The organism is Streptomyces uncialis (genome assembly GCF_036250755.1).
GTDB classification, from domain to species: domain Bacteria; phylum Actinomycetota; class Actinomycetes; order Streptomycetales; family Streptomycetaceae; genus Streptomyces; species Streptomyces uncialis.
In genome coordinates, this window is sequence record NZ_CP109583.1 from 6,897,431 (window position 1) to 6,910,574 (window position 13,144).

At 72.6% G+C, this 13,144-nt stretch carries 11 protein-coding genes; 7 read left to right on the plus strand and 4 right to left on the minus strand.

Annotated elements, in window-relative coordinates; translation table 11 throughout:
• Positions 1-23: 23 nt before the first annotated feature.
• Positions 24-1,007 (plus strand): class I SAM-dependent methyltransferase, encoded by a 984-nt coding sequence (locus tag OG711_RS28845; protein ID WP_266514422.1) that lies wholly within the window; start codon positions 24-26, stop codon positions 1,005-1,007.
• A gap of 678 nt (positions 1,008-1,685) precedes the next feature.
• Here the strand turns inward: OG711_RS28845 and OG711_RS28850 are convergent.
• A complete protein-coding gene (locus OG711_RS28850) occupies positions 1,686-2,894 on the minus strand; it encodes a bifunctional adenosylcobinamide kinase/adenosylcobinamide-phosphate guanylyltransferase (RefSeq protein WP_266514420.1) in 1,209 nt (402 codons plus the stop codon).
• Between the two features lie 91 nt (positions 2,895-2,985).
• Between OG711_RS28850 and OG711_RS28855 the strand changes: the two genes are divergently transcribed.
• A complete protein-coding gene (locus OG711_RS28855; protein WP_329561398.1) occupies positions 2,986-3,240 on the plus strand; it encodes a hypothetical protein in 255 nt (84 codons plus the stop codon).
• A gap of 58 nt (positions 3,241-3,298) precedes the next feature.
• On the opposite strand, the gene OG711_RS28860 is transcribed toward OG711_RS28855, so the two are convergent.
• The 3 genes from OG711_RS28860 to OG711_RS28870 form a co-directional block, all read right to left on the minus strand.
• The gene (locus OG711_RS28860) at positions 3,299-4,375 is read right to left on the minus strand and encodes a S1C family serine protease (protein WP_073791294.1); all 1,077 of its coding nucleotides are present in this window, start codon (positions 4,373-4,375) and stop codon (positions 3,299-3,301) included.
• Positions 4,376-4,885: 510 nt separating this feature from the next.
• Positions 4,886-5,617: a class I SAM-dependent methyltransferase gene (locus OG711_RS28865; RefSeq protein ID WP_079184853.1), complete on the minus strand. Its 732-nt coding sequence runs from the start codon at positions 5,615-5,617 to the stop codon at positions 4,886-4,888.
• 23 nt (positions 5,618-5,640) lie between these two features.
• The gene (locus OG711_RS28870) at positions 5,641-6,270 is read right to left on the minus strand and encodes a DUF3043 domain-containing protein (RefSeq protein ID WP_073791293.1); all 630 of its coding nucleotides are present in this window, start codon (positions 6,268-6,270) and stop codon (positions 5,641-5,643) included.
• A 283-nt stretch (positions 6,271-6,553) separates the two neighbouring features.
• On the opposite strand from OG711_RS28870, the gene OG711_RS28875 reads away from it, so the two are divergent.
• The 5 genes from OG711_RS28875 (at position 6,554) to OG711_RS28895 (ending at position 13,103) form a co-directional block, all read left to right on the plus strand.
• The gene (locus OG711_RS28875) at positions 6,554-7,348 is read left to right on the plus strand and encodes a PspA/IM30 family protein (protein ID WP_073791292.1); all 795 of its coding nucleotides are present in this window, start codon (positions 6,554-6,556) and stop codon (positions 7,346-7,348) included.
• Positions 7,349-7,381: 33 nt separating this feature from the next.
• Positions 7,382-7,660, plus strand: a complete 279-nt coding sequence (pspAA, locus tag OG711_RS28880) for a PspA-associated protein PspAA (protein ID WP_073791291.1) — start codon at positions 7,382-7,384, stop codon at positions 7,658-7,660.
• A gap of 169 nt (positions 7,661-7,829) precedes the next feature.
• Complete coding sequence (locus OG711_RS28885) at positions 7,830-9,110, plus strand: sensor histidine kinase (RefSeq protein WP_329564109.1); 1,281 nt, start codon at positions 7,830-7,832, stop codon at positions 9,108-9,110.
• Complete coding sequence (locus tag OG711_RS28890) at positions 9,107-9,784, plus strand: response regulator transcription factor (RefSeq protein WP_329561401.1); 678 nt, start codon at positions 9,107-9,109, stop codon at positions 9,782-9,784. Before OG711_RS28885 ends, OG711_RS28890 begins: the two co-directional genes overlap by 4 nt.
• Before the next feature lie 208 nt (positions 9,785-9,992).
• Complete coding sequence (locus tag OG711_RS28895) at positions 9,993-13,103, plus strand: efflux RND transporter permease subunit (protein WP_329561403.1); 3,111 nt, start codon at positions 9,993-9,995, stop codon at positions 13,101-13,103.
• Positions 13,104-13,144 lie beyond the last annotated feature (41 nt).

Consider the following 13,144-nt stretch of genomic DNA (forward strand, 5'->3'; position numbering starts at 1 on the left):
GTTGATCCCTTACGTTCCGTTTTGTGCCCCCCACGCAGCAGAGCGCCGCCGAGCCCGCCGACCCCACCGCCGCCGGACCGCGTCCCGGGACGACGGCCGCCCCCGCCGTCCGCCGCACCGACTGCCCCTGGTGCGGCTCCACCCGTCTGCGCACCCTCGTCCTCGACCGCTGCGACGACTGCGCCTACGTCTTCCGCAATCCCCGCCCGGCCCCGGGTGCCCGGCCGTCACCGCCCCCCGCCGACGCACCGGAACCGGCCGCCGCCCGTGACCGCCGCCACCGCGCCGCCGCCCGCGCGCTGCTCCCCTTCGGGGAACCCGAGAGCTGGCTCGACGTCGGGACCGGCGCCGCCCGCTTCCCCGTCACCGCCCGGACGGTCCACCCCTACACGGCGTTCGACGGCCTCGACACCGGGCCCGAGGTCGAACAGGCCCTCGCCGACGGCCGGATCGACGAAGGCCATCGCGGCACTCTCACGGACCTGGCCCCCCGGCTCACCGCCCGCTACGACGTCCTCAGCATGTTCCGCCACCTCGAACACGTCCCCGACCCCCGTGCCGAACTGCGTGCGGCGCACCAGGTGCTGCGTCCCGGCGGCCATCTCGTCGTCGAGGCCACGGAACCCCGCAGCCTCGCCGCCGCGGTGCTCGGCCGCTGGTGGGCCCCCTATCACCGGCCCCGGCTCCTCCAGCTCATCCCGCAGAGCGCCCTGTGCCGGGAGCTGCGCGCCCTCGGCTTCACCGTCGTCCTCATCGACCGCCGCGCCGCGCACCGGTCCGCGGGGCCCGGCGCCGCCGCCACCCTCGCCCTGGCCCGCCTCCTCGCCCGCCCGTCCGCCGCCGACAGCCCGGTGGCCCGCCTCGCCCGCACCGCCCTGTCCCGGTCCGCGGGCCCCCCGCTCGCCCTGGCCCGCGCCCTGGACCGCGCGCTGTCCCCCCTCACGTCCCGCACCCGCTGCGCCAACGCCTACCGCCTCATCGCCCGCCGCGACACCACCCCCGGGTGACCTACGGGTCCCCCTCCCGCTCGCGCTTCCGAGCTCCCCTGCGCTGGGCGCACTTGTCCCCGTACGGGTACGTCCGTGGGTGCGCAGTTCCCCGCGGGCCGCCTTCGCTTGCGCTTCCGGGGTCTGTCCGGGTGGGCGGGCTTGTTCCCTGTGCCGTCGCTCGTCGGGTGCGCAGTTCCCCGCGCCCCTGGATGCTGCCCCCTGCGGTCGCTTCTGCGGTGCGGGTCGCCCTCGCCTTTTGCGCAGTTCCCCGCGCCCCTTTGGGACGCCCACCTGGGGCTGTTCTCAGTCTGCGGGTGCCGTCAGAATGTGGGCTGTCAGCAACTGGGGCCGGGGTTCAAACCCCCCTCCCCGTGCAGTCGCATGGCTGCGGGAGGGGGTGGGCGGGAATCTCTGCCCGCAGACTCCGATGCTCTTCAGTAGGACCAGTGGGACGTCGTACCGAGCGCGTTGGAGCGAGGACGGAGAATCCCGACCGGCCCCGCCCCGAAGAACAAGCAGATGGCGCCCCGATAGGGGCGCGGGGAACTGCGCAAAACCCACCGAGCGACGGCACAGGAACGGAGTACGCCCAGCCCCGAGTACCCAGGGGCGCGGGGAACTGCGCACCCACGAACGACCCGCACAGGAACGAGTGCGCCCAGCCGGACAGACCAAGCGACGCCCTCCGGGGGGACTTCAGCCGCGCAGGACGAGGGGCTGGCCCGCCACCACCAGGAGAACCTGCTCGCACTCCAGGGCGAACGCCGCGTTCAACCGCCCCAGCTCATCCCGGTACCGCCGCCCCGACGCCGTGGCGGGGACGATCCCCGACCCCACCTCGTTGGACACGGCGACAACCGTCCGCCGGGTCGACCGCACCGCGTCCGTCAGCTCCCCGACCCGCCGCCGCAGCGCCCGCTCACCGCCCCCCGCCCACTCCGCGTCGTCCCACGCGTCCACCGCGTCCATCGCGTTAGTGAGCCACAGCGACAGGCAGTCGATCAGCAGCGGCGGCCCCGAAGCGGCCAGCAGCGGCACCAGGTCGCAGGTCTCCTCCGTCCGCCACGACCCCGGCCGCCGCTCCCGGTGCGCACCGACCCGCGCCGCCCACTCCCCGTCCTGCCCGTTCCCCCCGTACGCGGCGCCCGTCGCCACGTACACCACGTCCGGGAAGCTCTCCAGCCGCCGCTCGGCCTCCACCGACTTCCCCGACCGGGCCCCGCCCAGCACCAGCGTCCGGCGCGGTACGTCCGGTACGTCCTCGTAGGCGCCGACCGTGAGCGTCGTCCCGTCGGGGACCGCCCGCGCGCCCGCCGCCGCCAGTCTGCGCGTCAGCTCCCGGCCCGGCGGCACGTCATGGTCCAGGTGGACCGCGACCACGTCCGTCGTCGGCCCCACCGCCCCCGACGCCCGCAGCCGCGCCAGCGCGTCCGGGCGGCCCAGGACATCGGCCACCACCAGGTCGTAGCGGCCGTCGTGCGAACCGAGTCCCGCGGGCGCCGCGCCCGGCGGCAGGTACAGCAGCCGCTCGCCGTCCGGCCCGGTCACCGCGTACCCCGTACCGGGGGCGTCCATCGGCACGGCCCGCACCCGGTGCCCGGTGAGCAGCGCCAGTTCCCGCCCGTCCGGCACACGGCCCGGCTGCGGCAGCCCCGCGGGCACCTCCACCGGCGGACCGTCGTGCGGATGCGACAACAGCACCTGCCGTACGCCCCCCAGGGTGCGCCCGGCGCGCGCGGCGGCGAACACGGCGCCGGGGGTGAGGTCCAGCAGCAGCGTCCCATCCACCAGGGCGGCGGACGCGGCGCGCGCCCCGTCCACGAGGGCCAGGGCGCAGACGGCGCAGGGACAGCCGGGGCGGGGCAGCCCCTCGGGGGCGGCGGTGCCGAGCAGAGTGAGTTCCACGGGAAGATCCTCCCGCGCCGGTGTCCCGGCCGCCCGCCCGGATAGGCTTCACGCTGCACGCACGACCGTGATCGACCTTCGGGAGGCAGGCATGGCGGACTGGACGTGGCGGTTCGAGAAGGCCGACGGTACGGAGGTCGCCCCGGCGGTGGAACCCGAGGAGTTCACCACCCAGGGGGACGCCGAGAGCTGGATCGGCGAGCAGTGGAAGGAGCTTGTCGCGGGCGGCGCCGACCAGGTGTTCCTGCACGAGGACGGCACCCTGATCTACGGCCCGATGAGCCTGCACGCGGAAGAGGCCGAGCCCGAGCCCGTGGCCGAGCCGGTGGCGGAGGCGGACGCCTGAGCCACCGGCGTGTCCGGACGGGCCGGTGCCCCGCACCCGCCCGTCCGTACGGCCGCCGTCAGATCTCCCCGAGCGTCACCTTGGCGGTGTTCTCCGTCCCGTCCCGCTGATACGTGACGTCGATCTTGTCGCCCGGCTCGTCCCCGGCGAGGATCTCGGCGAGCGAGGTGATCGTGGTGACCCGCTGGTCACCCAGACGGGTGATGATGTCGCCGGCCCTGATGCCCGCGTCGTCCGCCGCACCGCCGTTGGACACCGACACCACGGCGACGCCCGCGGGCCGCTGGTCCTGATCCACCACCGTGCGGCCGGTGATCCCCAGTGCCGCCCGGCCCGAGTCGGTGACCCGGCCGTCCCTGATGATCTGGTCCGCCACCGTCCGCACCATCGAGGCGGGGATCGCGAACCCGATGCCCGGCGCCGCGCTGTCCCCGAAGTTCGGGTCCGTCGCGGCGAGCGTGGGAATCCCGATGACCTTGCTGTCCAGGTCCACGAGGGCGCCGCCGCTGTTGCCGGGGTTGATCGACGCGGAGGTCTGGATCATGTTCGCGAGGGTCGCGCCCGTGCCGCCGCCGTCCGCGCTCTCGCTGACGGTGCGGCCCGTGGCCGAGACGATCCCGTCGGTGACGCTGGACGAGAGCCCCAGCGGGGAGCCCATCGCGAGCACGAGCTGTCCCACCCGCACCTTGGTGCTGTCGCCGAACGACGCGGCCCGCAGTCCGTCGGGCACGGTGTCCAGTTTGACCACCGCGAGATCCTGCTCGGGGTACGAGTAGACGAGCTTCGCGGTGAGCGGCTGCTCGTTGTTCGCGGTGGTGACCTGGAAGGTGCGTTCCGTGCCGATCACATGGGCGTTGGTGACGATGTGGCCCTGGTCGTCGTAGACCACACCGGAGCCCAGGTCGTTCCTGCCGCGGATCTGCACGACCGACGGGAGGACATCGGCGATCACCTTCTCGAAGCCGCTCTGGAGGTCGTCCGCGGAGCGGGGGGCCGCGGCGGCCTGTTCGGTGACGGGGGTGGCCCGGGCGGTCCCCGGGGGCTTCCCGCCCGGCCCGGAGCACCCCCCGGCCAGGACGGCCGCACCTATCGCGACACCCACCACCCGGAACCCGGCCCTTCGGGATACGTTCATGCCCGAAGTCTTGCCCGGCCCGTCCGGGCGGGCCTGAGATGACCCCCCGAACGGGTCGCCTTCGCTTGCGCTTCCCAGGTCCGTCCGGCTGGGCGTACTTCGTTCCTGTGCCGTCGCTCGGTGGTTTCGCGCAGTTCCCCGCGCCCCTTTGGGGCGCGTTCTGCCGGTCCTTTGGGTCGGTGCCGGTCGGGATTCTCCGTCCTCGCTCCAACGCGCTCGGTACGACGTACCCGTACCCGACTGAAGAGCATCGGAGTCTGCGGGCAGAGATTCCCGCCCACCCCCTCCCGCAGCAGCGCGACTGCACGAGGAGGAGGGCGAAAAACAACCCCAGGTGGGCGCCCCTTCAGGGGCGCGGGGAACTGCGCAACCACCGGGCGACAGCACAGGAACAAGTGCGGCCAGCCGGACAGACCTAGGAAGCGGTAAGCGAAGGCGACCCGCACAGGGACAAGTACGTCCAGCCGGACAGACCTGGGAAGCGCAAGCGAAGGCGACCCGCAGGGGGAACTACCCCCGCGCCCCGCAAAGGTGAAGGAGGGAGCCGACACCCCGATAGGGGTCGGTACGCCCCGCACGGTCCTCCAGATCGAGGAACAACGCGAGATCCCCGGCGGAGCCGACCGCGTCGTCCCGCACCGCGTCCGCGAACACCCGCACCCCGTACCACGCCCGCAACGGCGCCCCGATCCCCGCGAGCGTCACGGTCAGCGCGGACAGCCGGTCCGCGCGGACCTCCACGCCCCGCCGGTCCCGCGCGCGGGCGGAGTCGAACGCGGCGAGCGCCCCACCCCAGTCCCCGGCCAGCGCGGGCCGCACGGCCAACGCGTCGGCGTTACGGACGAGCAAGGACAGCAGCCCCCCGGCGGCCAGCATCCGTCCGAGCCCCGCGACCAGCGGATCGGGCTCCGCCACATAGGGCAGGACCCCATGGCAGAGCACCACGTCGAACCCGCCGGGAAGGAAGTGCACCCCGGTGTCCCGGCCGTCACCCTCGATGAACCGGACGCGCCCCCGGATGCCCTCGGGCTCCGCGGCGAGCGACGCGCGGGCCGCCGCGATCAGCCCGGCGTCCCGTTCGAGCCCGGTCACCTCGTGCCCGGCCCGCGCCAGCCGCAGTGCCTGCGTACCGCGGCCGGTGCCCACGTCGAGCACCCGCAGCCGCTTGCCGACCCGGAACCGGGCGGCTATCTGCTCGTCGAGCTGTCTGGCGACCAGCTCCCGCCGGACGACATCCGGCAGACCTCCGGGTGAAGAGGAGGTGGTCAGGGCCGTTCCCCGCGCTTGACCTGGGGCTTGGGCAGCCGGAGCCGACGCATCTGGAGGGTCCGCATCAGGGCGTAGGCCACGGCGCCGCGCTTGGGCTCGTCCGCGAACCGCGTCCGCAGCTCCTTCTTGAGCCGGAACACGAGAACGATCGAGTCCACCACGATCATCACGATCACGAACAGCCACAGCAGCAGCGAGACGTTCTGGAGCGCCGGGACCCGGACCATGCTCAGGACGAGGATGACCACGGCCATCGGCAGGAAGAATTCCGCGATGTGGAAACGCGAGTCGACGTAGTTACGGGCGAACCGGCGGACCGGGCCCTTGTCGCGCGCGGGCAGATACCGCTCGTCACCGCTGGCGAGAGCCTGGCGCTGCCGCTCAAGGGCGGTACGCCGCTCCTCGCGGGAGCGCTTGCTGGCTTCCTTGCGCGTCGTCGGCGTATTGGCGACGCTGCGGCGCTGCGACTGCGCCACGCTGCGCTTCGGCGTCGGGCGGCCCTTGGGGGCCTGCGGGTCACGGGACTGGGGGGAGGAGGCGGTCACCGGCGTCTGGTCGGCGGCGGCCTTCTCTGTCTTGGCACGGCTACGGAACACAAAACCCAAGGGTACGGGGTGCCCGCGCATGGACCGCGGCCGGGCGGGGAACGATCCGGCAACACCGGTCGTCCCACATAGGGAACGGAAGAGGACATCCGGGAGCGGGCGCCCACCGGCCCGTACGGACCGCGGGCAGCGGGCCGATCCCGGGGACCACCTACTCCTTACGCCGGAGCGGAAGCGCACGCAGTCGTCCTTGGGGATGAGCGCATCCGGCGCCGAACAGTGCGGTAATAGAAGCAGGCCCCTTACTGTGGGACCTGTTGCAGAGCTTGAGCCGGAGTCCGTCAGAAGGGGGCGCGCGAAGCCCATGAGCGGTGTCATGAAGCGTATGGGGATGATCTTCCGCGCGAAGGCGAACAAGGCCCTTGACCGGGCCGAGGACCCGCGCGAGACCCTCGACTACTCGTACCAGAAGCAGCTCGAACTGCTGCAGAAGGTCCGCCGCGGGGTCGCCGACGTCGCGACGTCCCGCAAGCGCCTGGAGCTTCAGCTCAACCAGCTCCAGAGCCAGTCCAGCAAGCTGGAGGACCAGGGCCGCAAGGCCCTCGCGCTCGGCCGGGAGGACCTCGCCCGTGAGGCCCTGTCCCGTCGCGCCGCCCTTCAGCAGCAGGTCACCGACCTGGAGGCCCAGCACCGGACGCTCCAGGGCGAGGAGGAGAAGCTGACGCTGGCCTCGCAGCGCCTCCAGGCCAAGGTCGACGCCTTCCGTACCAAGAAGGAGACCATCAAGGCCACGTACACGGCCGCCCAGGCGCAGACCCGGATCGGCGAGGCGTTCACCGGCATCTCCGAGGAGATGGGCGACGTCGGCCTCGCGATCCAGCGCGCCGAGGACAAGACCGCGCAGCTCCAGGCCCGCGCGGGCGCGATCGACGAGCTGCTGGCCTCCGGCGCCCTCGACGACCCCACGGGCACCGCCAAGGACGACATCGCCGCCGAGCTGGACCGCATCTCCGGTGGTACTGATGTGGAGCTGGAACTCCAGCGGATGAAGGCCGAGCTGGCCGGGGGATCGTCCTCGCAGCAGGCCATCGAAGGCGGACAGAACGCCGCCGGGACCCAGCAGCCGCAGCGGGACACCCCGCGCTTCGACAAGCAGTAGGCCCCGGCCGAGGGCCGCGCCGAGGAGGGCGTCATGATCGTACGGATCATGGGGGAGGGCCAGGTGAAGCTGGCGGACAGCCACTTCACCGAGCTGAACGCGTTGGACGACGAGCTGCTCGCCGAGCTGGAGCGCGGGGACACCCCCGGGTTCCGGCGCACCCTCGGCGCGCTGCTCGACCGGGTCCGTGAGCTGGGCACCCCCCTGCCCGACGACTCGCTCGAACCGTCGGAGCTGATCCTGCCGTCCTCCGACGCCACCCTGGACCAGGTCCGCGACCTGCTGACGGACGACGGTCTGATCCCCGGCTGAGGCCACCGGCCGATCCGGGGGCCGTCCTTCTCCCGGCCGGGCCTCAGGGGCACCCCTAGGGGTCCCGTGACGGGCGTCCGGGCCCGGCGGGGCCATGGTTCCTCACGGGAGCGCACACCGCCCGGGAGTGTCACCCGTACGGGGCGCTACCGTTCACCGGGTGACCCCCCTGGAGCGCGTCAAGCGTCTGCGTGGCTGGCTGATCGCCCATCCCACCGCGACGGACAGTGCCCTCGCGGTGGCCGTCCTCGCGGCAATGCTCCTCGGCTCGGTGCTGGACCCGAACGGCCCAGCGGGCAAGCACGGACCCACCAGCTGGGACACCCGCACCCCGACCGTCCTCGGCCTGGTGCTGATGCCGCTCGCCGCGGGCACCCTGGCGCTGCGCCGCCGCGCGCCCCTCCCGGTCCTCTGCGTCACCACCGCGATATCCCTGCTGGAACTGATCCTCAGCGACCCGAGGGCCCCCGTCGCGATGAGCGCCGTCGTCGCGCTGTACACCGTCGCCGCGCACACCGACCGGCCCACGACCTGGCGCGTCGGACTGCTGACCATGACCGCCCTCACCGGCGCCGCCATGCTGTCCGGCCCCATGCCCTGGTACGCGCAGGAGAACCTCGGCGTCTTCGCGTGGACGGGGATGGCCGCCGCCGCGGGGGACGCGGTCCGCAGCCGCCGGGCCTTCGTGGACGCCATCCGGGAACGCGCCGAGCGGGCCGAACGCACCCGCGACGAGGAGGCCCGCCGCCGGGTCGCCGAGGAGCGGCTGCGGATCGCCCGGGATCTGCACGACGTGGTGGCGCACCACATCGCACTGGTCAACGTCCAGGCCGGGGTCGCCGCCCACCTCATGGACAAACGCCCCGACCAGGCGAAGGCCGCCCTGGCCCATGTCCGGGAGGCAAGCCGCTCCGCCCTCGGGGAACTGCGCGCCACGGTCGGACTGCTCCGGCAGACCGGCGACCCCGAGGCCCCCACCGAACCGGCACCGGGCCTGGACCGGCTGGAGGAACTCGCCGACACGTTCCGGCACGCCGGGCTGCCCGTCGAGGTGGCCCGCGGCGACCAGGGCAGCAAACTCCCCGCGGCCGTGGACCTCGCCTCGTACCGGATCATCCAGGAGGCGCTCACCAATGTGCAGAAGCACGCGGGGGAACGCGCCCGGGCCGAGGTCAGCGTCGTCCGGGTCGGACCCCATGTGGAGATCACCGTCCTGGACGACGGCTCCCGCGACAGCCGCCGTCCGCCCGCCGCGGACACCGCCCGGCCGCCCGCCGATCCCCCGCAGGCCGGTGGGCACGGACTGCTCGGGATGCGCGAGCGGGTCACCGCGCTCGGCGGCGCCCTCACCGCGGGCCCCCGCTACGGCGGCGGCTTCCGCGTCCATGCGATCCTGCCCGTCAAAGCACGTGCCGGGCGGAGCACGGCACAGACGGGGGACACGCCATGACGATCCGGGTACTGCTCGCCGACGACCAGGCACTGCTGCGCAGCGCCTTCCGGGTACTGGTCGACTCCGAGCCCGACATGGAGGTCGTCGGTGAGGCGTCCGACGGCGCCGAGGCCGTCCGCGTCACCGCCGAGACGATGCCCGACGTCGTCCTCATGGACATCCGGATGCCCGGCACCGACGGTCTCGCCGCCACCCGCCGGATCTGCGACGACCCCGCCCTGTCCGCCGTCCGCGTGGTGATGCTGACGACGTTCGAGGTGGACGAGTACGTCGTCCAGTCGCTGCGCGCCGGGGCGTCCGGCTTCCTCGGCAAGGGCTCCGAGCCGGAGGAACTCCTCGGCGCGATCCGGGTCGCCGCCGCGGGCGAGGCGCTGCTGTCCCCGGTGGCGACCAAGGGCCTCATCGCCCGGTTCCTCGCCCAGGGCGAGGGCCCCGGGATCGACGGCGCCCGGTCGACGCGTCTGGACGTGCTGACCGGCCGGGAACGCGAGGTGCTCGTCCTGGTCGGGGGCGGTCACTCCAACGACGAGATCGCGGACCGGCTCGATGTCTCCCCGCTCACCGTCAAGACCCATGTGAACCGGGCGATGGCCAAGCTCGGCGCCCGGGACCGCGCCCAACTCGTCGTCATCGCCTATGAGTCGGGACTGGTCCGGCCCCGCCCGCACTGACCCCGGGCACCCCGCCGCCGGCGGCCCGGGAAAGGACCCGGACTCACTCACAGGGACTACCGCGCCTACTACACCCGCAGTATGCGCGGCATAAGGAAAGCGACCTGCGAGCGAGGAATCCGGGCCCCCGGATGGGCCAAGGTGAGGACAGGGGGGTAAGACGTGCCTCCTCCTGCCGCGCCAAGCCACAGAAGAGAGACCGCCACCCATGTCCTGGCTGTCAAGATTCAGCCTTGCTCAGCGGGCCCTGATCGGGCTGATTTCGATCATCGCGCTGGTCTTCGGTGCCATCGCGATACCCCAGCTCAAGCAGCAGCTCCTGCCCTCCATCGAACTTCCGATGGTGTCCGTCCTGGCCCCCTACCCGGGCGCGTCCCCCGATGTCGTCGAGAAGCAGGTCGTCGAACCGCTTGAGGACAGCATCGAAGCGGTCGACGGCATCACCGGCGTCATCGCCACCGCCAGCGAGGGCAACGCCGTCCTCAGGGCCCAGTTCGACTACGGCGACGGCTCGAAGCAGATCATCGCGGACGTCCAGCAGGCCGTGAACCGGGCTCGCGCCCAGCTCCCCACCGAGGTCGACCCGCAGGTCATCGCCGGTTCCACCGACGACATCCCGACCGTGGTCCTCGCCGTCACCTCCGACAAGGACCAGCAGGCGCTCAAGGAGCAGCTCGACCGCACGGTCGTGCCCGAGCTGACGGACATCGACGGGGTCGCCCAGGTCACCGTCGACGGCGTCCGTGACCTCCAGGTCACCGTCACCCCCGACGACCGTAGGATGGCGGCGGCAGGCGTCACCCCGCCCGTGCTCGGCCAGGCCGTCCAGGCGGGCGGCGCGACCGTCCCGGCCGGTTCCTTCGAGGAGGACGGCAGCAACCGCACCGTCCAGGTCGGCGGCGGCTTCACCTCCCTGGAGCAGATCCAGGAACTGATGATCACGGGCCAGGGCGTCAAGAAGCCCGTCCGGCTCGCCGATGTCGCCTCCGTGAAGCAGGAGCCGGCCAAGGCGGACTCCCTCACCCGCACCAACGGCGAACCCAGCCTCGCGGTCCTCGTCACCATGGACCAGGACGGCAGCGCGGTCGCCATCTCCGAAGCGGTCGAGAAGGCCCTGCCCGGCCTGCGCACCGACCTCGGCTCCGGCGCCGAACTCACCGTCGTCAGCGACCAGGGCCCCGCCGTCTCCAAGGCGATCGCCGGTCTCACCACCGAGGGCGCCCTCGGACTGATCTTCGCGGTCCTCGTGATCCTGGTGTTCCTGGCGTCGATCCGCTCGACCCTGGTCACCGCGGTCTCCATCCCGCTCTCCGTCGTCCTCGCGCTGATCGTGCTGTGGACCCGGGACCTCTCGCTCAACATGCTCACCCTCGGCGCCCTGACCATCGCCATCGGCCGGGTCGTCGACGACTCGATCGTGGTCCTGGAGAACATCAAGCGCCACCTCGGCTACGGCGAGGAACGCAGTGAGGCCATCCTCACCGCCGTCAAGGAGGTCGCGGGCGCGGTCACCGCCTCGACGCTCACCACGGTGGCCGTGTTCCTGCCGGTCGGTCTGACCGGCGGCATGGTCGGCGCGCTGTTCGGTTCCTTCAGCCTCACCGTGACGGCCGCGCTGCTCGCGTCGCTGCTGGTGTCGCTCACCGTCGTCCCGGTCCTGTCGTTCTGGTTCCTGCGGCCCCCGAAGGCCGTCCGCGGCGTCGACCCGGAGGTGGCCCGCCGCCAGGCCGAGGAGAAGGAGGCCCGCAGCCGCCTCCAGCGCATGTACGTCCCCGTGCTGAGGTTCGCCACCCGCCGCCGGCTCGTCAGCCTCGGCATCGCGGCCGCCGTCCTGATCGGCACCTTCGGCATGGTGCCGCTGCTGAAGACCAACTTCTTCGACCAGGGCGAGCAGGAGATCCTCTCCATCAAGCAGGAGCTCAAGCCCGGCACCGGACTCTCCGCGACCGACGCCGCCTCCGCCAAGATCGAGAAGATGCTCGACGGCGTCGAAGGCGTCAAGGACCACCAGGTCACCATCGGCTCCTCCGGCTTCATGGCGGCGTTCGGCGGCGGCACCGACACCAACCAGGCGTCGTTCCAGGTCACCCTGGACGACGACGCGTCCTTCGAGGACACCCAGGACCGCATCGAGACCGGACTGGGCAAGCTGGACGGGATCGGCGAGACCACCCTCGCGGCCGGCGACGGCTTCGGCAGCCAGGACCTCAGCGTGGTCGTCAAGGCCGCCGACGCCGCGACCCTGCGCGAGGCGGCCGAGCGGGTACGTGACGAGGTCGCCGAACTGGACGACGTCACCGACGTCCAGAGCAACCTCTCCCAGTCGGTCCCGCGGATCTCCGTGAAGGCCACCGACAAGGCCGCCCGCGCCGGGTTCAGCGACGCCACCCTCGGCGCCGCCGTCACCCAGGCCGTACGCGGCACCACCACGGGCAAGGCCGTCCTCGACGACACCGAACGCGACATCGTGATCCGCTCGGCGAAGCCTGCCGGGACGATGGACGAACTGCGGGCGCTGCGCCTCGGCCCGGTGAAGCTCGGCGACATCGCCACGGTCGAACTGGTCGACGGCCCGGTCTCCATGACCCGGATCGACGGCCAGCGCTCCGCCAACGTCACCGCCCGCCCCACCGGCGACAACACCGGCGCGGTCAGCACCGAACTCCAGACGAAGGTCAACGCGCTGGACCTGCCCGAGGGGGCCACCGCCTCCATCGGCGGGGTCTCCGAGGACCAGGACGACGCGTTCGCCTCCCTCGGGCTCGCCATGCTCGCGGCCATCGCCATCGTGTTCATGCTGCTCGTCGCGGCCTTCAGGTCGCTCGTCCAGCCGCTGATCCTGCTGGTGTCCGTCCCGTTCGCGGCGACCGGCGCGATCGGCCTGCTGATCCTCACGGGCACCCCGATGGGCGTCCCCGCGATGATCGGCATGCTGATGCTCATCGGCATCGTGGTGACCAACGCGATCGTCCTGATCGACCTCATCAACCAGTACCGCGCCAAGGGGTACGGGGTCGTGGAAGCGGTCGTCGAGGGTGGCCGCCACCGGCTGCGCCCGATCCTGATGACGGCCCTCGCGACGATCTTCGCGCTGCTGCCGATGGCCCTCGGGGTCACCGGCGAGGGCGGTTTCATCGCCCAGCCCCTCGCGGTCGTCGTCATCGGCGGTCTGATCACCTCGACGCTGCTGACGCTGCTCCTGGTGCCGACCCTCTACGCGATGGTCGAGCTCCGCAAGGAGCGCAGGCGCGCCAAGCGCGAGGCGAAGAGGTCCGCCGCACCGGCCGGTACGGAGACCCCGGAGCTGGCCAAGACCTGACCTCCGGGCCCCGTGGCCGGGGCCCGGAACGCGGTACGCGG

Excerpts from the sequence above, each read along its gene's own strand:
- OG711_RS28860 (WP_073791294.1), bottom strand. The coding sequence starts at position 4,375 with ATGAACGTATCCCGAAGGGCCGGGTTCCGGGTGGTGGGTGTCGCGATA.
- OG711_RS28890 (WP_329561401.1), top strand. The coding sequence starts at position 9,107 with ATGACGATCCGGGTACTGCTCGCCGACGACCAGGCACTGCTGCGCAGC.
- OG711_RS28895 (WP_329561403.1), top strand. The coding sequence starts at position 9,993 with ATGTCCTGGCTGTCAAGATTCAGCCTTGCTCAGCGGGCCCTGATCGGG.
- OG711_RS28855 (WP_329561398.1), top strand. The coding sequence starts at position 2,986 with ATGGCGGACTGGACGTGGCGGTTCGAGAAGGCCGACGGTACGGAGGTC.
- pspAA (WP_073791291.1), top strand. The coding sequence starts at position 7,382 with ATGATCGTACGGATCATGGGGGAGGGCCAGGTGAAGCTGGCGGACAGC.
- OG711_RS28870 (WP_073791293.1), bottom strand. The coding sequence starts at position 6,270 with ATGCGCGGGCACCCCGTACCCTTGGGTTTTGTGTTCCGTAGCCGTGCC.
- OG711_RS28875 (WP_073791292.1), top strand. The coding sequence starts at position 6,554 with ATGAGCGGTGTCATGAAGCGTATGGGGATGATCTTCCGCGCGAAGGCG.